The sequence below is a fragment of the Desertihabitans brevis genome (genome assembly GCF_003327535.1).
GTDB classification, from domain to species: Bacteria; Actinomycetota; Actinomycetes; order Propionibacteriales; family Propionibacteriaceae; genus Desertihabitans; species Desertihabitans brevis.
Map to the genome: position 1 here is coordinate 53,344 of NZ_QOUI01000014.1, position 19,348 is coordinate 72,691.

General features: G+C 72.0%; 21 protein-coding genes and 1 tRNA gene. 4 read left to right on the forward strand and 18 right to left on the reverse strand.

What is annotated here, in order from left to right; translation table 11 throughout:
* Positions 1–173 precede the first annotated feature (173 nt).
* From DT076_RS20150 to DT076_RS20160, 3 genes are all read left to right on the forward strand, one after another.
* Positions 174–683, forward strand: a complete 510-nt coding sequence (locus tag DT076_RS20150; protein WP_233494054.1) for a hypothetical protein — start codon at positions 174–176, stop codon at positions 681–683.
* A complete protein-coding gene (locus DT076_RS20155; protein ID WP_233494055.1) occupies positions 680–1,108 on the forward strand; it encodes a helix-turn-helix domain-containing protein in 429 nt (142 codons plus the stop codon). The genes DT076_RS20150 and DT076_RS20155 overlap by 4 nt, the downstream gene beginning before the upstream one ends.
* A 252-nt stretch (positions 1,109–1,360) precedes the next feature.
* On the forward strand, positions 1,361–1,999 hold the full coding sequence (locus tag DT076_RS20160; protein ID WP_233494056.1) for an ArdC family protein: 639 nt from the start codon (positions 1,361–1,363) through the stop codon (positions 1,997–1,999).
* Between the two features lie 26 nt (positions 2,000–2,025).
* Here DT076_RS20160 and DT076_RS18035 read toward each other — a convergent pair.
* Positions 2,026–2,101, reverse strand: a tRNA-Ala gene (locus tag DT076_RS18035).
* Between the two features lie 181 nt (positions 2,102–2,282).
* On the opposite strand from DT076_RS18035, the gene DT076_RS18040 reads away from it, so the two are divergent.
* Positions 2,283–3,422, forward strand: a complete 1,140-nt coding sequence (locus DT076_RS18040) for a phosphatidylinositol-specific phospholipase C1-like protein (protein ID WP_114128091.1) — start codon at positions 2,283–2,285, stop codon at positions 3,420–3,422.
* A gap of 70 nt (positions 3,423–3,492) precedes the next feature.
* Here DT076_RS18040 and DT076_RS18045 read toward each other — a convergent pair whose 3' ends face one another.
* From DT076_RS18045 to DT076_RS18120, 17 genes are all read right to left on the reverse strand, one after another.
* On the reverse strand, positions 3,493–4,131 hold the full coding sequence (locus DT076_RS18045) for a histidine phosphatase family protein (protein ID WP_114128092.1): 639 nt from the start codon (positions 4,129–4,131) through the stop codon (positions 3,493–3,495).
* Complete coding sequence (gene rsfS, locus DT076_RS18050; protein ID WP_114128093.1) at positions 4,128–4,496, reverse strand: ribosome silencing factor; 369 nt, start codon at positions 4,494–4,496, stop codon at positions 4,128–4,130. Before rsfS ends, DT076_RS18045 begins: the two co-directional genes overlap by 4 nt.
* Positions 4,483–5,175, reverse strand: coding sequence for a nicotinate-nucleotide adenylyltransferase (gene nadD, locus DT076_RS18055; protein ID WP_114128094.1), 693 nt, complete (start codon positions 5,173–5,175; stop codon positions 4,483–4,485). Before nadD ends, rsfS begins: the two co-directional genes overlap by 14 nt.
* Positions 5,176–5,188: 13 nt before the next feature.
* Positions 5,189–5,338, reverse strand: a complete 150-nt coding sequence (locus tag DT076_RS19505) for a hypothetical protein (RefSeq protein WP_157973972.1) — start codon at positions 5,336–5,338, stop codon at positions 5,189–5,191.
* 10 nt (positions 5,339–5,348) lie between these two features.
* Positions 5,349–5,951 (reverse strand): GNAT family N-acetyltransferase, encoded by a 603-nt coding sequence (locus DT076_RS18060; RefSeq protein WP_233494057.1) that lies wholly within the window; start codon positions 5,949–5,951, stop codon positions 5,349–5,351.
* Positions 5,944–7,185 (reverse strand): glutamate-5-semialdehyde dehydrogenase, encoded by a 1,242-nt coding sequence (locus DT076_RS18065; RefSeq protein WP_114128095.1) that lies wholly within the window; start codon positions 7,183–7,185, stop codon positions 5,944–5,946. Before DT076_RS18065 ends, DT076_RS18060 begins: the two co-directional genes overlap by 8 nt.
* 64 nt (positions 7,186–7,249) lie before the next feature.
* A complete protein-coding gene (locus DT076_RS18070; protein WP_147264191.1) occupies positions 7,250–8,533 on the reverse strand; it encodes an MFS transporter in 1,284 nt (427 codons plus the stop codon).
* A 144-nt stretch (positions 8,534–8,677) separates the two neighbouring features.
* Positions 8,678–9,778 (reverse strand): glycoside hydrolase family 172 protein, encoded by a 1,101-nt coding sequence (locus tag DT076_RS18075; RefSeq protein WP_233494058.1) that lies wholly within the window; start codon positions 9,776–9,778, stop codon positions 8,678–8,680.
* Positions 9,779–9,812: 34 nt separating this feature from the next.
* Positions 9,813–10,679, reverse strand: a complete 867-nt coding sequence (locus tag DT076_RS18080; RefSeq protein WP_233494059.1) for a carbohydrate ABC transporter permease — start codon at positions 10,677–10,679, stop codon at positions 9,813–9,815.
* Positions 10,676–11,668: a carbohydrate ABC transporter permease gene (locus DT076_RS18085; RefSeq protein ID WP_233494060.1), complete on the reverse strand. Its 993-nt coding sequence runs from the start codon at positions 11,666–11,668 to the stop codon at positions 10,676–10,678. Before DT076_RS18085 ends, DT076_RS18080 begins: the two co-directional genes overlap by 4 nt.
* A gap of 63 nt (positions 11,669–11,731) precedes the next feature.
* The gene (locus DT076_RS18090) at positions 11,732–13,039 is read right to left on the reverse strand and encodes an ABC transporter substrate-binding protein (RefSeq protein WP_114128097.1); all 1,308 of its coding nucleotides are present in this window, start codon (positions 13,037–13,039) and stop codon (positions 11,732–11,734) included.
* A 74-nt stretch (positions 13,040–13,113) separates the two neighbouring features.
* Positions 13,114–14,148 carry a LacI family DNA-binding transcriptional regulator gene (locus DT076_RS18095; RefSeq protein WP_114128098.1) on the reverse strand — a complete coding sequence of 345 codons (1,035 nt, stop codon included), beginning with the start codon at positions 14,146–14,148 and terminating at the stop codon, positions 13,114–13,116.
* Positions 14,149–14,442: 294 nt separating this feature from the next.
* Positions 14,443–15,072: an MBL fold metallo-hydrolase gene (locus tag DT076_RS18100; RefSeq protein WP_114128099.1), complete on the reverse strand. Its 630-nt coding sequence runs from the start codon at positions 15,070–15,072 to the stop codon at positions 14,443–14,445.
* The gene (locus tag DT076_RS18105; RefSeq protein ID WP_114128127.1) at positions 15,069–16,169 is read right to left on the reverse strand and encodes an S-(hydroxymethyl)mycothiol dehydrogenase; all 1,101 of its coding nucleotides are present in this window, start codon (positions 16,167–16,169) and stop codon (positions 15,069–15,071) included. Before DT076_RS18105 ends, DT076_RS18100 begins: the two co-directional genes overlap by 4 nt.
* 90 nt (positions 16,170–16,259) lie before the next feature.
* Positions 16,260–16,889 carry a PQ-loop domain-containing transporter gene (locus DT076_RS18110; RefSeq protein ID WP_114128100.1) on the reverse strand — a complete coding sequence of 210 codons (630 nt, stop codon included), beginning with the start codon at positions 16,887–16,889 and terminating at the stop codon, positions 16,260–16,262.
* Positions 16,890–17,137: 248 nt separating this feature from the next.
* Positions 17,138–18,307, reverse strand: a complete 1,170-nt coding sequence (locus tag DT076_RS18115; RefSeq protein ID WP_114128101.1) for an ABC transporter ATP-binding protein — start codon at positions 18,305–18,307, stop codon at positions 17,138–17,140.
* On the reverse strand, positions 18,304–19,347 hold the full coding sequence (locus DT076_RS18120; protein WP_233494061.1) for an ABC transporter ATP-binding protein: 1,044 nt from the start codon (positions 19,345–19,347) through the stop codon (positions 18,304–18,306). Before DT076_RS18120 ends, DT076_RS18115 begins: the two co-directional genes overlap by 4 nt.
* Position 19,348 lies beyond the last annotated feature (1 nt).

Below are 19,348 nucleotides of genomic sequence, written 5' to 3' on the forward strand. Positions count from 1 at the left end.
CCGTGGACCGGCGTCATACGGAGACGACCACGGGATAAGTGGGCGGCGAAAGCGCGTCCTCTTGCCGAACGACCGTGAAACCTCAACGGCGCACGACACGGTGAGTTGCAGCACCCGTCAGTGATCGCCCTGTCGCGTGATGGTCGCCCGAACACTGAACTTAGGTCGCCTTCGTGCGGGCATGCTTCGCGGCGCGGCTGATGCCTCTAGCGATCCACGACTACCAGCCGATCCTGGCGCGGACCAGAACGGTTCACCGCCCGATTGGCCCCGTCGCGTATGACTGCATCAAGATCATCGTCATACGGTCGGGATCAGCCATTCTGTTCAGCGAGTTCGGCCAGAAGCCGGTGAACGTCGGTGATGTTGTGCTGCTGGGCGCGAACACCTTGTATGGCAGTGAGCCTGAGGGCCACATCACGGTCACGACGGTCTATCTGGATACCGACTATGTGATCGACCAGGTGTTCTGGCAGCACGCCGGGCTGTTGCAGGATCGGCTCGAAGCGCACGGGTTCGCAGAGACGGTCTATTCCGAGCCGGCGCAGATACTCCGCCTCGGTGAGGAGCGCGCGGGGATGCTGATGCCGTGGCTGGATGAGCTGGTCGAGCGAAGTATCGACGGTGGCTTCGCCCGGAACTTCTACCGGATGAGGCGGTGTGGTTCAGCATCGCCCACGTGATCGCGCCGTTCGTCAAGGTCTCCCCGGTGCGGATATCGTCGTCGCAGCGTGCGCATATTCGGCCCACACTGCCACGCCACCGGCAGTTCGCGCCGTTGCGTGCCGAGGCGCGGAGGGCCGCTGAGTTGCTGCACCGGGCGCCGGAGGAACCCTGGACCCTCGGCGCGTTGGCCGCGAGGGTGCATCTGTCGCCCTCACAGCTCAGCCGGGTGTTCACCGACGCCTACGGCAAGACGCCACTGGCGTATCTGACGATGCTGCGCGCAGAGCACCTTGCCAAGTCGTTGCGGGAGACCGACCTGCCGATCGAGACCGCGATGCGACAGGTCGGCTGGCGCAGCCGCGGACACGCCGCCCAGCAGTTCCGCAAGTACGTCGGGCTCACCCCCACCCAGTACCGGCAACTGACCCTTCGCGCGAGCTGAACGCCGCTCCCGATCTGAGCATCACGAGCGGGATATCGGGAGCATCTCGGCACCGGGCCCCACCGGGCTGGAGATTCCCGGTAGGCCGGTATGTCCTACGTCAGGCGCACCACGAGTTCTCCTGACGGCCAACCTACCGACCTCGTAGTCCGCTGACCGTCTCGACATACCTGCTGGTTCTCCTGGCGCACCTCGTTTGTGCACCGCCGCCCTCTGCTGGGCGCGGTCGATGCCGGGAGGAGGCCAGACCAGATGGCAACGAGGCAGGAAGCCCGCGAAGCACGCGAGGCGAAGCTCGATGAGCTGCACGAGAAGCTGACCGGCGCGGTCGAACAACTGGTTTCCGGCGCTGATTGGGCACGAGCGCTGGCATTCGCCGCGAGGCTCCGGTCGAGGAGCTTCAACAACGCCACCTTGATCTGGCTCCAACACATGGAGGCGTTCGAGGCCGGTCGGGTGCCGGGGCCGTTCCCGTCGTACGTGGCCGGCTACAAGCAGTGGCAACAGCTCGGCCGTCAGGTGGAGAAGGGCCAGCCCGGCTACCAGATTCTCGCGCCAGTGACCGGCAGGTTCGCAGGACCGCATCACCCGACGGCTCGCGTTCCTCGACGCACAGATCAACGCCGGCGACATCGAATACAAACAGGCCAAGGCGCACCTGGACGACTGCCTCGCCCTCGCAGGCGACATGCACGCCATCTACATGAGCATCGACGACTCGCTACGCCGGATCGCCAACCAAGCCTTCTTCGACAAGCTCATCGTCACCGACGACGACACTATTCACAGCGAACCCGGCGTTCCGTTCAACGTGTTCCTCAACCCGGACGTCCAGACCCTCGCCCTCCGCCACCAAGGACGGAAGGCGGAGTCTGGAACTCAAACCGGTGATGACGCTGGTTTGAACAACGACCTTCTGGTGGAGCTAAGGGGATTCGAACCCCTGACCTCTTCCATGCCATGGAAGCGCGCTACCAACTGCGCCATAGCCCCTCGTGGAGGTGCCCCCTCGCGAGGACCAGGAGAGAGTAGCGCGGGCCGTCGCCGCCGCACAAATCCGACGGCCGGGACCGTTCCACCAGAGGTCGGCAGACGTTCACCCCGCTGTTGCGGACGGCCGCGCGCCGGCCGGTGACGATGGGGACGACCCGCCCTCTCACCCCCCGGAGGACCCATGTCCCGTCGTACCCCGATCGCCCTCACCGCGCTCGTCGCCGCGGCCCTCGCCACCCAGGCCGCACCCGGCCCGGCCGTCGCCGACCGCTCCACCGACCGGGCCACCCGGATCAACGAGCTCCAGGTGGTCGCCACCCACAACAGCTACCACCGCGAGCTCTCCGGGGCCGAGCAGGAGGCCCAGCTCGAGGTCGACCCCGGCGCCGACCCCAACCTCTTCTACTCCCACGCCTCCTTGACCGACCAGCTGGCCGAGCAGGAGGTGCGCTCGCTCGAGCTGGACGTCCTGCCCGACCCCGAGGGCGGTCTGTACGCCCACCCGCTGGTGCGTCGCAACGCGGGCCTGCCGCCGCTGGAGGACCCGGCCTGGCAGCAGCCGGGCACCAAGGTGTTCCACATCGTCGACGCCGACTACGGCACCACCTGCCCCACCCTGGTCGGCTGCCTGCAGGAGGTGGCCGACTGGTCCGCGGCGAACCCGCGGCACGTGCCGATGGTCATCATGCTGGAGTTCAAGTCGAGCGAGGACCGCTTCGAGGCGCTCGGCGGGGTGCAGAGCCCGGCCTGGGACGAGTCCACCTTCGCCGCGCTGGAGGACGAGATCCGCTCGGTCTTCGACGACGACCAGCTGATCACCCCCGACGACGTCCGGCGGCCCGGGCTCACCCTGGAGGAGTCGGTGCTGCAGCACGGCTGGCCGACCCTGGCCTCCTCGCGGGGGAAGGTGCTGTTCGCGATGGACAACACCAACGCCGTCCGCGACGCCTACCTCGAGGGCCACCCCAGCCTCGAGGGCCGGGTGCTGTTCACCGACTCCGCGCCCGGGACGCCGTCGGCGGCCTTCATGAAGCGCAACGAGCCCCGCGGCCACGTCGAGGAGATCGCCGGGCTGGTGCGTCAGGGCTACCTGGTGCGCACCCGCTCCGACGTGCCGATGGGCACGGTGCTGTCGGGCGACACGCAGATGCGGGAGGACGCCCTGCGCAGCGGCGCCCAGGTGGTCTCCACCGACTTCCCGGTCGCCGGGATGGCGGCGCGCTGGGACAGCGACTTCTTCGTCTCGCTGCCCGGCGACCTGGTGGCCCGCTGCACCCCCGTCCTCCAGCCGCGGACCTGCCGGGACGACCGGTTGGAGTGACGCGTCGGGGCGCGGGGCTCGCCCTTCGACAGGCTCAGGGCGTTGGGATGGGGGCGCCCGGGCCGGACGGTCAGCCGACCAGACCCTCCAGGTGCTCCGCGCTGACGCCGAGGTTCCAGCCGTCGATCCGCCAGTCGTCGTGCTTGTGGACCAGCAGGATCCAGTGGCAGTTGCGCAGCCCGCCGAAGCGGCGGGCGGCGACCAGGTCGAGCCCGAGGAAGGCGGCGGTGCCCACCCGCGCGGCCAGGCCGTGGGTGGTGACGAGCACGGTGTCGGTCTCCTCGGCGTCCTCGGCCACCTCGTGCAGGGCCTCGGAGAACCGGGTGGCCACCTCCCCGAGGGACTCACCCGTCGGCGAGCGGCGGACGTCCTCGCCGGCCCGCTCGCGCTCCAGGTAGCCCGGGTCGGCGGCGAGCACGTCGTTCAGCGTCCAGCCCTCCCAGTCACCGACCGAGATCTCGCGGAAGCGCTTGTCCAGCGTCGGCTCCAGACCGGTCACCTCGGTGAGCGCGGCCGCGGTCTGCCGGGTGCGCAGCAGGTCGGAGCAGTACAGCCTCGTGACGCCCTCGCGCGCCAGCACCGGCGCGGCCTCGGCGGCCTGGCGCAGCCCGGTCTCGTCGAGCTCGATGTCGGCCTGGCCCTGGAAGCGTCCGGTGGCGTTCCAGCTGGTCTGGCCGTGGCGCCACAGCAGCAGCCGGCCAGCGGTCACCGCTTCTCCTCCACCCCGAGGTCGAGACGCGGGCAGTCGCCCCACAGCCGCTCCAGCGAGTACAGCGTGCGCTCCTCGGCGTGCTGCACGTGCACCACCAGGTCGAGGTAGTCCAGCAGCACCCAGCGCTGCTCGCGGTAGCCCTCGCGCCGGGTCGGCTTGGCGTCCAGCTCGCGCAGCTTCTCCTCGATCCCGTCCACCACCGCGCCGACCTGACGCTCGTTGCCGGCGCTGACGATGAGGAAGGTGTCGGTGATGGCGAGCTGCTCGGAGACGTCGTAGCCGACGATGTCGGTGCCGAGCTTGTCGGCGGCCGCCTCCGCGGCGGCGCGAGTCAGCTCGAGGGCGCGATCAGTGGCCACCATGGGCGTCTCTCCGGGGTTCGGGCGCGTGCGGTTGGTCCGGGGCCAGGTAGAGGCCCCGCTTCTGGATGTACTGGACGATGCCGTCGGGCACCAGGTACCAGATCGGCTCGCCGGCCGAGGCGCGGGCGCGGCAGTCGGTGGAGGAGATGGCCAGCGCCGGCACCCCCACCAGGGTGACCCGCTCCGCCGGCAGGTGGTCGACGGCGGGGGCGCGCAGCTCGGTCCCGGGCCGGGAGACCCCGACGAAGTGGGCCAGGTCGAACAGCTCGTCCGCTCCCCGCCAGGTGAGGATCTTGGCCAGCGCGTCGGCACCGGTGATGAAGAACAGGTCGACGTCCTCGCCGCGCTCGGCCCGCAGGTCCTTGAGGGTGTCGACGGTGTAGGTGTCGCCGGGCCGCTCGATGTCGACCCGGCTGACGGTGAACCGCGGGTTGGACGCCGTCGCGATCGTCGTCATCAGGTAGCGGTCCTCCGGCGCGGAGACCGGGCGGTCCTTCTTCTGCCACGGCACGCCGGTGGGGACGAAGACCACCTCGTCCAGCGCGAACTGGTGGGCGACCTCGCTGGCGGCCACCAGGTGGCCGTGGTGGATGGGGTCGAAGGTGCCGCCCATCACACCGAGCCGGTAACGCTGCCCGTGCGGGCGGTCGGGACGCCGGGCCAGCCCGGTCTCAGTCACGCGGCCTCCACGCTCAGCTGTGCGGCCGGCGGTTGGAGTAGCTCCACAGCGCGATCAGGCCGAGCATGAGGATGGCGAAGGCCACCAGCCCGAACACCCAGGCCGGCATGAACAGCTCGCGGTGGTGACCCGACACCTCGAGGAAGATGAGTCCAGCGTTCATGGCGGGCAGCCTACCGGCTGCCGACGGCGGCCTCGTCCGCCTCGGACCGCCGCTGCGCCCACCGCCCGGCGGTCGTCCGGTACATGACGTGGGCGCGCAGCGGGCTGCCCTCCGGGACCGCCGGGTGCTCGAACCTGCTGTGCAGGGTCAGCCCGAGCCGGCGCATCACCGCCTGGGACGGGGTGTTCAGCTCGGCGGTCATCGACCAGACGTCGGGCAGGCCGACGATGTCGAAGGCCACCGTGACGGCGGCGGTGGCGGCCTCGGTGGCGTAGCCGTGGCCCCAGGCGTGCCGGGCCAGCCGCCAGCCGACCTCGACCCCGCCGGCCTCGGCGCCCGGGACGCCCGCGGGCAGCGGGTGCAGCCCGACGAAGCCGACCGGCTCCCCGGTGGCGTCGGGGGTGACCGCCCACAGCCCCCAGCCGCGCTCCTCGAAGCAGGCCTCCACCCGGTCGACCAGGGCGTCGGTGCGGGCCCGGTCCTGGGTGCCGGGGAAGAAGCGCATCACCTCGGGGTCGGCGTTGAGCGCCGCCAGGGCGTCGCGCTCCCGCGGTCCCCAGCGGTGCATCCGCAGCCGCGGCGTGCGCAGCTCGTCGACGCGGTGCTCAGGCACGGACCTGGCCGTCGCCCAGCAGGACGAACTTGGTCGAGGTCATCTCGGCCAGCCCCATCGGCCCGCGGGCGTGCAGCTTCTGGGTGGAGATGCCGATCTCCGCGCCGAACCCGAGCTCGCCGCCGTCGACGAACCGGCTGGAGGCGTTGACCAGCACCGCGGCGGCGTCCACCTCGGCGACGAAGCGGTCGGCCGCCCGCCGGGACTCCGTGACGATCGTCTCGGAGTGGCCGCTGCCGTAGCGGCGGATGTGGGCCAGGGCGGCGTCCAGGTCGTCGACCACCGCCACGGAGAGGTCGAGAGAGAGCGCCTCGCCGGTGAAGTCGTCCTCCTCCGCCGGCACCACGGCCTCGTCGAGGGCGGCCACCTCCGGGTCGCCGTGCACCGTCACCCCGTGCTCGGCCAGCACCGCCAGCGCCCGCGGCAGGAAGCCGGCCGCGATGTCGCGGTGCACCAGCATCGTCTCCAGGGAGTTGCACACCGAGGGCCGCTGCACCTTGGCGTTGACCATGATCCCCAGCGCGGTCCCGGGGTCGGCGTCGGCGTCCACGACGAGGTGGCAGTTGCCGGTGCCGGTCTCGATCACCGGCACCTGGGAGCCGGTGACCACGGCCTCGATCAGCCCCGCTCCCCCGCGCGGGATCAGCACGTCGACCAGTCCACGCGCCGCCATCATCTCCTTGGTCACCTCGCGGCCGCCGGTGACCAGCTGGACGGCGTCGGCGTCGAGACCGACGCGCTCCAGCCCGGCCCGCAGCGCGGCGGTGACGGCGGTGTTGGAGTGCAGCGCGGAGGAGGACCCGCGCAGCAGCACGGCGTTGCCCGACTTCAGGCAGATGCCGGCGGCGTCGGCGGTGACGTTGGGCCGGGCCTCGTAGATGATCCCGACCACGCCGAGCGGCACCCGCACCTGACGCACCTGGACGCCGTCGGGCCGGCTCCATCCGCGCACCACGTCCCCGACCGGGTCGGGCAGCGCGGCGAGCTGGCGGAGCCCGTCGACCATGCCGGCGAGACGGGACGGGTCCAGCCGCAGCCGGTCGACGAGAGAGGCCGCCGTGCCGGCCTGCTCGGCGGCCGCGACGTCGGTCGCGTTCGCCGCGAGCACGTCGGCCTCGGCGGTGGCGAGGGCATCGGCCATCGCGTGCAGCGCGGCGTCCTTGGTGGCCCGGGTGGCGGTGGCCAGCGCGCGGGAGGCGTCCTTGGCCGCCCGCGCCTGCGCGGTGAAGTCCATGTCGGCCAGGCTAGTCCGCGGCGCCCGGGGTGCGGGGCGGATTCCGCCGGCCACCCGGGACGGCTCAGACGCGGACGTCGGCGGGCAGCGTGGCCGCCACGACCTCCTGCTCGGCCCGCTTCCAGCGCCGCTGGCTGGCCAGCGCCACCACCACGGCCAGCGCGAGCGCGGCCGACGCGCCGGCGAAGGACCAGTCCACGCCGTGGAAGTCGATGAGCACCCCGGCCACCGCGGTGCCGGCGGCCGCACCGGTGGTGTTGGCCGCGGAGAGGAAGGACTGGGCCTCGTTCAGCCGGTCCGGCGGGGCGAGGTGGTCCATCAGCTGCTGCTGCATGATCAGCGCCGGGGCGATGGTGACGCCGGTGACGAACAGCAGCGGCAGCACCAGGGCCAGCGAGGCTCCCGACCAGCTCAGCAGCAGCGCCATCAGCCCGAGCAGCACCGAGAAGGCCGCGAAGAGCACCGGCACCGCGTGCCGCTCGGAGAAGCGCCAGTGCCGGGCGCCGTAGGCCAGGCCACCCAGGGTGCTGCCGCCGGCGATGCAGGCGAAGAGGATGCCGACGTTGTCGGTGCTGCCCAGCATGATCCCGGCAGTGGCCGCCATCGAGGTGTCGAGCTGGCCGAAGCCGATGCTGAGGATGAGCATGGTGGCCAGCACGGTGGCGACCCCGCCGATGAAGACCACCGGGACGCGGCGGCGCGGGGACGTCACGGGCTCGGGATCCTCCCCGCTGAGCCCGGAGGACCGGCGCGCGGCCGACGTCAGGCAGTAGGCCAGGGTGCCGCCGGCCAGCAGCACCGCCGTCAGCACCAGCGGGACGCCGCCCGGGGTCAGCACCAGCAGCAGCGAGAGCAGCAGCGGACCGCCGACGAAGACCAGCTCGACGGAGGTGCCGTCGAGGGCGAAGGCGACCCGGCGGGAGGCCCGGGCGGGGAAGATCGTCCGCCACGCCGCCCGGATCGCCGGGCTCATCGGCGGGAAGGCCAGGCCGGCGAGGAAGGACAGCACCAGCAAGGCCGCCGAGGGGGCGTCCCCGAGGGTGGCGACCGCGACGGCGACGAGCATGGCGGCACTGGTCAGCGAGGTCGGCACGAGCACCCGCGGCTGGCCGTGGCGGTCCATCAGCCTCCCCCACAGCGGCATCCCGATGGCCGAGCCGACGGCGAAGGCACCGGTGACGAACCCGGCCAGGCTGTAGGCCCCGCGCTCCCGCTCGATCAGCAGCAGGATGCCCAGCGGCGCCATCGCGATCGGCAGCCGGGCGACCAGAGCGGCGAAGAAGGGCCGGGCCGCCGGGCCGTGGCGCAGCAGTCTCAGATAGGCCGACGGCCCGGTGCCGAGGGTCACGCCGCCGTCTGTCTGCCCGACGCCCACCGCGCGGCCTCCTGCTTCTGGAACGATTGAGTACGGGCCGACGCTACCTGAGCCGACCAGGCCGACGCACGCCGGTTGACGGCCCGGTCCGGCCGGCCGTCTCGAGCGGGACCGACGTCAGCGCGGCCAGCGCTGCTCGCGCGTCGGCAGCGGCGGCAGCTCGACCTGCCCGCCCTGCTGGTACCAGTAGGCCACCGTGCTGACGTCGTCGCTGCGCTCGAAGAGCCCCTTCTCCCAGCAGCCGATCTGCTGCACGGTGACGGCGATCTCACGCTCGAAGTAGATGGGGTCGGGCAGGTGCCAGCGGTACATCCCGTGCATCGGCAGCGCCTCGGTGGCGAACTCCGAGAACCGGGTGCGGTCGCGGGAGTCGTGCTGGTGGTAGCCGCTCCAGGGCGCGCTGTAGGTGAGGATGGTGGGCTCGGGGGAGGTGCGCAGCTCGTCCTGGAACGCCCACGCCCCTCCCGCGTAGTCCTCCAGTCCGGTGCTGCACAGGCTGGGGTGCTCGCGGTCACCGTCGAGGAAGAACTTCACCTCGCCCTCGCCCCACCAGTAGCGGTGGAGCGAGGTGAGCGCCACGAAGGTGCCCACGTAGGTGCCGCGACCACGCACGCCGTCGAGGATGACGTGGTCCTGCCCGAGCGCCGTGGTGCCGTTGGAGCGCCGCCACTGCGCGTGCAGGTAGCCGGCGTCCTCGGCCACCTCGTCGCCGGTGGTGCAGTCCACCTGGAAGAAGACGTGGCTGAGGTCGCCCTCGTGCTGGCTCTCCAGGGTGATCCGGGCCCGACGACGGAACGGCATGGGGAAGTAGCAGTTCATCCCCCCGGTGGGGGCGACCACGATCGGCTCGGAGACCAGCTGCGCGCGCTCGGCGAATCCGTTGCAGAAGAAGTCACCGAGCGGCACCTCGACGGCCGGCTGCTCGGCGTCGTCCCAGAAGATGCGGAGCACGAGGTCGCGCAGCACGAACGGCCCCGCCGGGGTGCGGTCGGGCACGGTGATCCACAGGTGGCGGATCACCCCGGGCCCCTCGACATCGGCCAGGGTGATCGTCTCGCCCGCCGGCAGCGGCAGGGCGGGACTGCCCTTGCGCCCCGGTCCGAGGGCCGAGGCCGTCCGCGCCGCCATGCCGGCCTCCCCGGCCGGGTTCTCGGCGTTGATGGTGCGGGACCGGACGCCGGGCGGGGGCGTGAGGATGGAGCTCCAGGATGTGGGCACGTGCTTCCCTTCTGAGGTGGGTGGAGGGGACGGGTCACTTGACCGCGCCGGCGGTGACGCCGCGGCTGAGGGTCCGTTGGAACAGGAAGAAGAAGACCAGGGTCGGCAGCAGCGACAGCAGCGAACCGGCGTTGATCACGGTGACGTCGATCGAGTACTGCCCGCGCAGGGTGGACAGCGCGATCGGGATGGTGTGGGAGTCGGGCGATCCGAGGAGCACCAGCGGGATGTAGAACTCGTTCCAGGTCCAGATGAAGAAGAACACCACGAGCACCGACAGGGTCGGACGCAGCGTCGGCAGCAGCACCCGCCACAGGATCTGCCACCGGGTGGCACCGTCCACGGCGGCCGCCTCCAGCAGCTCCTTGGGGATGGTCCCCATCACGCTGGCGAGGATGTAGGTGCCGAAGGCGGCGTGGAACACCGTGAAGATGATGACCACCGACCAGATGGTGTTGATCGTCCCGGTGGCCTGCGCCAGGTAGAACAGCGGGTAGATGAGCGCCTCGTGCGGCAGCATCGTGGCGACCAGCAGCACCGCGACCACGGCCGAGCTGCTGCGGATCCGGCCCACCCCGATGGCGTAGGCGCTGATCAGGGCCAGGGCCACCGCCGCGAAGGCGACCAGCGTCGAGCTGAGCACCGAGTTGGCCAGCGCGACCGGGAAGTCGACCCTGGCCAGGTAGCCCTGGAAGGCGTCCAGGCTGAACGCCTCGGGCCAGGCGAGTGGACCGTTGGTCGAGTAGTCGGCGCTGGTCTTGAACGCGTTGAGCACCAGCAGGCCGAACGGCGCCACCATCACCAGCGCCACCGCCACCGCCAGGGCCAGCACCAGGTAGCGCACCGGACCACGCAGGGCCGGCGTCCGCCCTCGTGCGGTCACCGCCTGCGCCGTGCTCACCGGGCCACCCCCTCGTCGCTGCGGCGCTGCCAGTGCAGCAGTGCGGCGGCGACCACGAAGATCACCAGCGACATCACCGTGGCGATGGTCGAGCCGTAGCCCACCCGGGAGAGCTCGAAGAAGTTGCGGTAGGCGTAGTAGGACGGCACGACGGTCGAGCCCTCGGGGCCGCCGCCGGTGAGGATGAGGATCGGGGCGAACACCTTGAGCGCCGCCACCGTCGCAGTGAGCACGACCACGAAGACCTCCGGTCGGATCTGGGGCAGGGTGATGAGGACGAAGCGGCTCCACCAGCCGGCGCCGTCGAGCTCGGCCGCCTCGTAGAGCTCCGGGTCGATGCGCTCCAGGGCCGCCATGAAGATGACGGTCGGGTAGCCGATCTGCAGCCAGATCAGCATCAGCATGACCGCGTAGACGGCCAGCTGGGGCGACCCGAGCCAGTCGGGGGCGACCTCGGGACCGAAGGCGGAGAGGATGGCGTTCAGGGCGCCGTCGCGGGTGGCGAGGATCCAGGCCCAGATGAAGCCGGCGACGGCGACCGGCAGGATCTGCGGCAGGTAGTAGGCGCCGCGCAGCACGGAGATCGCCGCGGCACCGAACCGTCGGCCGAGGTAGTCGAACAGCATCGCGGCGAGCAGGAGACCGATCAGGGTCGGCACGACCGTCACCGCGGCGATCATGAACAACGAGTTCGTGAACGCCAGCCAGAACTCGGCGTCGGTGAACAGCTCGGTGTAGTTCTCCACGCCGTTCCACCGCAGCGGCGCGCGACCGCCACGCCAGCTGAACAGGCTGAAGAACACGTTGGCCAGGAAAGGCCCGGCGACGACGACGGTGAACAGGACGGCCATCGGCAGCAGGTACCAGGCGTAGCTGCGCTGGCGGTGGCGTCGCGGTGCGCGGCCGCCGGGTCGCGACGACGAGGCTGGACCGCGGGCCGCTGCCGGACCGGCCGGTCCGGGCCGCGGGCTGTGGGCGGTGGTGGCCACTGCTCTCCCCCTCTCGAGCGGGGCGGGCCCGGGTGGGCCCGCCCCTGGGTCTGGGACGGTTGCTCAGCTGCCGGTGGCGGCGGCGCGGCCCTCGTCGTAGAACTCCTGCAGGGCGGTGAGGTAGCCGTCGGCGGTCTGGTTGCCGTTGGCGATCGCCTGCATGTTGCTCTGGATGAAGTCGAGGAACCCGGGCACCGGGTAGTCGGGGTAGAAGCTCAGCGCGTCGGCCTCGACCAGCTCGTCGAACCGCTCGGTGTAGGTGCGCGTGACCTCGTCGGGGATCGCGGCCGTGTCACCGGCCAGCGGCAGCCCGCCGTTCTCGCCGATGAGGTTCTGCACCTCCGGCGACAGCGTGATGTCGATCCAGTCGTAGGCGAGGTCCTTGTTGTCCGCGCCGGAGGGGACGCCCCACAGGTGGCCCGAGGAGCCCATCGTCAGGTTGGCCGCCGGCATCGTGAAGTAGCCCCACTCGAAGTCGGCCTCGTCGCGCACCCGGTCGAAGATGCCCTGGTTCCACATCAGCATCCCGGACTGGCCGCTGAGGAAGTTGACGGTGGCCTGCTCGTAGTTGAGCCCGGCCAGGTCCTCGCCGAAGTAGCCCGCCTCGGTCCACTCCACGAACCGCTCGGTGGCGCTGCGCCACGGCTCGGCGGAGAAGTCGACGGGCTGGCGCAGGAACATGAAGTCGTCGATCTGCTGCCGGTCCGCCTCGGCGCTGACCAGGCTGTACCAGAGCCACATCTGGTTGAAGCCCTGGCTGGTGGAGGCCGAGCTGGAGACGGGGGTGACGCCGGCCTGCTGCAGCGTGGCCATCGTCTGCTCGAGCTCGTCCAGGGTGGTGGGCGGCTGCTCGATCCCGGCCTCGGCGAAGACGTCCTCGTTGTAGTAGAACATCACGTACTCACCGATGTTGGGCACGCCGTACCAGTCCCCGCTGCCGGCCAGGCCGTTCTCGTCGTAGCGGGCGAAGGACTGCATGCCGCCGGTCACCAGCTGGTCCCACCCGCGGGCCTCGGCCTCCTCGGTCAGCGGCTCCAGCAGGCCCTGGGCGGCCAGCTGGCCGCCGTCGGCGTTGCCCTTGTTGAACTCGACGACGTCGGGGGTGTCGTTACCCGCCAGGGTGATCCGGGCGTTCTGGCGCATCGCGTCGAAGCTCGTCGTCTGGAAGTCGACCGTCACGTCGGGGTGACGCTCCTGGAAGATCTCCACCGCGCGGGCCCAGCCCTGGCCCTGCGCGGTGGTCGGGTCCTCGTACTGCAGGATCGTGAACGTGTCGCCTCCGGTGTCGGAGGTGCACCCGGCGACGGCGGTGAGGCAGAGCGTGAGCGTGGCTGCGGCGGCGGCGCGCAGGGCGCGGCGGGATGTGGGCATGACGGATCACTCCTTCGTGGTGTCGGTCTGGTGGTGCGGACGGTGCCCGGGACGGGCGGGGTGGACGGGGACGGTCAGCGCGGTGGCGCGACCGAGTGGCGGAGGACGAGCGGACAGGGCATGAGGTGGCGCTCCCCCGGACCGGAGACGCTGCGCACCCGCTGGACGGCGCGCTCGGCGGCCCAGGCACCCATCTCCCGGTGCGGGAGCTGGACGGTGGTCAGACCCGGCAGCAGGGCGTCGGCGACGGCGACCTGGTTGTCGAAGCCGACCACGGAGACGTCCTCAGGCACCCGCAGGCCGAGCTCGGCGGCGCTCTGGTAGGCCGCCATGGCGAGCCGGTCGGAGAAGCAGAAGACCGCGGTGGGACGGTCGGGCCGGTCGAGCAGGGCGGTGGCCGGTTCGCGCCCGTGGACGGTGTCCGGGCTGGCGGCCGCCACCACCAACGACGGGTCGGGGTCGATCCCGGCCTCGCGCAGCGCCTGCAGGTAGCCCTCGCGCCGCAGCCCCTCGGCGACGAAGCGGTCGTCGGCGACGGTCAGCAGCCCGACACGCCGGTGACCGGCCTGCACCAGGTGCTGCACCGCCGCATGGGCGCCGCCGCGCTCGTCGGGCACCACCGCGTCGACCGGCCGCTCCTCACCCGACGGGTCGTCGGCGGGGACGCCGTCCAGCAGCACGACGGGCAACCGGGGCGGGGTGACCGGCAGCCGCACGCTGCGGTGGAACTCGGCCGCGATGACGAGGGCCTGGATGTGGCGCTGCAGCAGCGCCCGCACCGCGGGCCCCTCCAGGTCGGCGTTGGCGCCGGTGTCGATGAGCATCAGCAGGAAGCCCTGCTCCCAGGCCACCTCCTGGGCGCCGGCCAGCATCTGACCGGCGAACGGGATGGTGGCCACGCCGTCGGCCAGCACGCCGAAGGTCTGGGACTGCCGGGTCTTGAGGCCGCGGGCGACGAGGTTGGGCACGTAGCCCATCTCCTCGGCGACCGCGCGGATGCGCTGGGCCGACTCGGCACGCACGCGGCCGCCGTCCTGGTCGTTGAGGACCAGCGAGACGGTGGAGGGCGAGACCCCCACGCGCTCGGCGATGTCCTTGAGCGTCAGCACTGCGCACCCTTCGTCAAACGTTCGACGTCAATCGATGGACGTCACCTTTCGGCGTCAACGCGATTGACGCAACCGCGTGATCGGATCGTGATCCGACGAGCCCGGTCCGCCGTCGGACGTGGTCTGGCCGACGGCGTGACGAGGCGCTCGCGCACCACCGGGACCGCGGCTGGACCGAGGTCTGGCGCACGTCCCGACGCGGTGGAGGACCCCAGGACGCGGACCGGCCGCGGCTCGTCGGAGCCGCGGCCGGAGGAGGTCGCTGGGCCGGGTGCCCGGCCCGCTGCGGGCGGGCTAGTGACCGCGGTCGATCCACTCCTGGCGGTGCGGGGCCTCCGCGCCGATGGTGGTGGAGTCGCCGTGGCCGGTGTGCACCACGGTCTCGGGCGGCAGGGTGAGCAGCTTCGCGGTGATGGAGTCGATGATCGTCTCGAAGCTGGACCAGGAGCGTCCGGTCGCACCGGGGCCGCCGGAGAACAGGGTGTCGCCGGTGAAGACCACCCCCTCCTCCGGCAGGTGGAAGCAGCAGCTGCCCGGGCTGTGGCCGGGGGTGTGCAGCACGGTCAGGGTGCGACCGGCGACCGAGAAGGTCTGGCCGTCGGCGAGGTCGCCGTCGGGGCCGGCATCGGCGTAGACGGCGTCCCAGAGCATCCGGTCCTCGGGGTGCAGGTGGATCGGCGCCTCGACCTGGTCGAACAGGCTGCCGGCGGCGTCGATGTGGTCGTCGTGGGCGTGGGTGAGCAGGATGGCGGTCACCGTCCGCCCGGCCACCAGGTCGACGATCGCGGTGGAGTCGTGCGGGGCGTCGATGACCAGGCACTCGGTGTCGTCCCCGACCACCCAGACGTTGTTGTCGACGTCCCAGGTGCCACCGTCGAGGGAGAAGGTGCCCGAGGTGACGGTCTTCTCGATCCGGAAGGTCATGCCCGCGCCCCCTCGATCATGACCACCGAGCGCAGCACGTCGCCGGCGTGCATCTTGTCGAAGGCGGTCTCGACGTCGCCGATCCCGATCTTCTCGGTGACGAAGGCCGACAGGTCGATCCGGCCCTGGACGTGCAGGCCGATGAGCATCGGGAAGTCGCGGCTGGGCAGGCAGTCGCCGTACCAGGACGACTTCAGCGCCCCGCCGCGGCCGAACACGTCGAGCAGCGGCAGCGTGATCTCCATGTCGGGGGTGGGCACGCCGACGAGCACCACGGTGCCGGCCAGGTCGCGGGCGTAGAAGGCCTGCCGGTAGGTCTCGGGACGTCCGACCGCCTCGATCGCGACGTCCACGCCGAACCCGCCGGTCAGCTCCTGGATCGCGGCGACCGGGTCGGTCTGGTGGGAGTTGACGGTGTGGGTGGCGCCGATGCCCTCGGCCACCCGCAGCTTGCGGTCGTCGATGTCGACGCCGATGATCGTCGACGCCCCCGCCAGCCGGGCGCCGAGGACGGCGGCGTCACCGACGCCGCCGCAGCCGAAGACGGCCACCGTGTCGCCGCGGGTCACCCCGCCGGTGTTGATGGCCGCGCCGATGCCGGCCATCACGCCGCAGCCGAGCAGGCCGGCCACCTCGGGCGCGGCACCCCGGTCGACCTTGGTGCACTGGCCCTGGGCGACCAGCGTCTTCTCGGCGAAGGCGCCGATGCCGAGGGCCGGGGTGAGCTCGGTGCCGTCGGTCAGCGTCATCTTCTGCCGGGCGTTGTGGGTGTCGAAGCAGTACCACGGACGCCCCCGCCGGCAGGCCCGGCACTGGCCGCACACGGCACGCCAGTTGAGCACCACGTAGTCACCGACCTCGACCTCGGTGACGCCCTCGCCGACCTCGCTCACCACCCCGGCGGCCTCGTGGCCGAGCAGGAAGGGGAACTCGTCGTTGATCCCGCCCTGGCGGTAGTGCAGGTCGGTGTGGCAGACCCCGCAGGCCTGGACGTCCACCACCACCTCGCCGGGACCGGGGTCGGGCACCACGATGGTGGTGAGCTCGACGGGGGCGTCCTTGCTGCGGGCGATCACACCCTGGACCTCGGTGGGCACGTGCATCCTCCTCGACGTCGGGGCGGCTCCGGTGGTCGGCCGGGCTCGACCCCGACTCTAGGGCCGGGGCCGGACGGGTCGCGGCGAGGGTCAGGCGGCCAGCGTGAGGTCCTCGCCGTGGGCCCGGCCCAGGGCGGCGACGACCCCGGTGCGGCGTCCCAGGTACCAGGCGAGGGAGAGCGTGGCGAAGCCGAGCATCGACCCGCCGACCAGGAGCACCGAGATGTCGCCGCTGAGCACCGCCCAGCACAGCCACAGCCCCTGCATCAGCACCGCGACCACCAGGTAGCCCGCGGACACGCCGTCGAGGGACAGCCCGGTGGCGATCACCCGCAGCTGGGCCAGCACGCCGACCAGGGCGGGGACGAAGACGACCGCGGCGAAGGCGACCGGGCCGAGCAGGACGTCGACCGTCAGGCAGGTCGCGGCCAGCCCCAGCGAGCCGAGCACCACCAGCAGCAGCGACCGGCCGCGCGCCCGGCACAGGGTGGCGATGATCAGCAGGGCCACCAGGGCCAGGACCATGTTCGGCACGATCATCGGGGCCGCGCCGATGAGGACGCCGTGACCGGTCCAGGCCAGGCAGTTGCCCATCGACAGCTGCCACAGCAGCAGCGAGCAGCCGGCGGTCTGGCGGTGACGCAGGAGCTTCCACAGCTGAGGGAGCGACGACAGCATCCCCACGGCGGCAGCGAGCCAGCCGAGTGCGGCGACGAGCACGGGCGTAATCCGTTCGCGAAAGAGGTGGTGAGGGGGCCGCCGTGACCGCGTCGTCCGTGCTGGCGGGACGGAGCCTAGGGCCGAACCGACCGCCGCTGCAAAATCGATCCAGATACCGGCGCGTCGGCCTTCCTCAGCAACCTCCGCGCACCCCGGCACACACCGTCGTCAGGCCCCACACCGGCTGCATCGGGTGTGGGGCCTGACGACGGTGTGTGCCGGGTGCGGCGAGCGGGAGGGGCCGGCGATCAGGGGACGGCGAGCGGGTCCAGGTCGGTGCCGGACGGGCCGCTGGTGCCGGGGCGGACGTCCGCGGTCACGGTGGCGTCGGGGTCGACCCGGTGCGCGGTGATCCGGCCGTCGCGGATCTCCTCGGCCCAGTGGCAGGCCACCCGGCGTCCGGGGGCGACCTCACGCAGCTCGGGCACCGTGTCGGCGCACAGCCGCTCCTGGGCGAAGGGGCAGCGGGTGTGGAACCGGCAGCCGGCCGGCGGGTTGGCCGGGCTCGGCAGGTCGCCGGCGAGCAGGATCCGCTCCCGGGCGTCCTCCACCGCCGGGTCGGGCACCGGGATCGCCGACATCAGCGCCAGCGTGTAGGGGTGCAGCGGCTGCTCGTACAGCGCGTCGCTGGGCGCCTCCTCCACGATCACGCCGAGGTACATCACCCCGATGGTGTCGGAGATGTGGCGGACCACCGCGAGGTCGTGGGCGATCACCAGGTAGGTCAGCCCGAGCAGCTCCTGCAGCTCCTCGAGCAGGTTGATCACCTGGGCCTGCACCGAGACGTCCAGGGCGCTGACCGGCTCGTCGGCCACCACCAGCTCGGGGTTGAGCACCATCGCCCGGGCAATCCCGATCCGCTGGCGCTGCCCGCCGGAGAACTCGTGGGGGTAGCGGGCCAGGGCCGAGCGGGGCAGCCCGACCACCTCGAGCAGCTCGGCGGCCCGCTCGACGTGGGCGCGCTCGCCGTTCCCGCCCAGCCGTCCGCGGTCGGCCTCGTCCAGCCCGTGCACCCGCAGCGGCTCGGTGAGCAGGCTCTGCACGCTCTGGCGCGGGTCGAGGCTGGACAGCGGGTCCTGGAACACCATCTGCATCCGCCGGCGGAAGCGGCGCAGCGGCTCCCGCCCGAGCGCGCGCACGTCGGTGCCGTCGAGGACGATGCGCCCGGACGTCGGCTCGTTCAACCGCAGCAGGGCCCGGCCGAGGGTGGACTTGCCGCACCCGGACTCCCCCACCAGGCCGTAGGTGGTGCCGCGGGCGATCCGCAGGCTGACCCCGTCCACGGCCCGCACGTGACCGATGGTGCGGTCGAACACGATCCCGCGCCGGATCGGGAAGTGCACGCGGAGGTCCTCGACCTCCAGCAGGACGTCCTCGCGCCCGGACGTGCCCGCCCCGGTTCCGTCGGTGCCGCTCATCGCGCTCCCTCCAGGTGCTCGGGCGCCCCGACGGGGGCCGGGTGGACGCAGCGCACCAGGTGCTCGACCTCGCCGCTGCGGGGGGCCATCGGCTCCAGCGCCAGATCGGGACGCACGCACCCGTCGGAGGCGTGCCGGCAGCGGGGCGCGAAGGCGCAGGCCCGGTCCCAGCCGACGGTGTCGCGCGGGGTGCCCGGGATCGGCGTCAGCCCCTCCCCGCGCGGGGCGTCCAGCCGCGGGATGGAGGCCAGCAGGCCCTCGGTGTAGCGGTGCCGTGGCGCGGCGAACAGGTCGCGGCGTCCGGCCGACTCGACCACCCGGCCGGCGTACATCACGTTGACCCGGTCGCACAGCCCCGCCACCACGCCGAGGTCGTGGGTGATCATGATCATCGCCGTACCGAGGTCGGCGACCAGCTCCCGCAGCAGCTCCAGCACCTGGGCCTGGATGGTGACGTCGAGCGCGGTGGTCGGCTCGTCGCAGATCAGCAGCCGGGGTCGGCAGGCCAGCGCGACGGCGATCAGCGCCCGCTGCCGCATGCCGCCCGACAGCTGGTGCGGGTACTCCCCCACCCGGCGGCGCGGGTCGGGGATGCCGACCCGGTGCAGCAGCTCGACCGCCTGCTCCCGGGCCTCGGCCCGACCGACCTGCTGGTGGCGTTGCAGCACCTCGGTGATCTGCAGGCCGACGGTGAGCACCGGGTTGAGCGAGCTCATCGGGTCCTGGAAGACCATCGCGATCTCCTTGCCGCGCAGCCGGGAGCGCTCGGCGTCCGGCATCCTCAGCAGGTCGCGGTCGTCGAAGCGGGCGCTGCCGGTGACCCGGGAGGTCCGCGCGGGCAGCAGCCCCATCACCGCCATCGACGTCACCGACTTGCCGCTGCCGGACTCCCCGACGATGCCGACCACCTCACCGGGGTCGACGGTGAAGGAGACGCCGTCCACCGCGCGGGTCGGGGGTCCACCCCGGTGCTGGAAGGTCACCGACAGGTCCTCGACGGCGAGCAGGGGCCCTTCGACAGGCCCAGGGTGTTCGGCCACC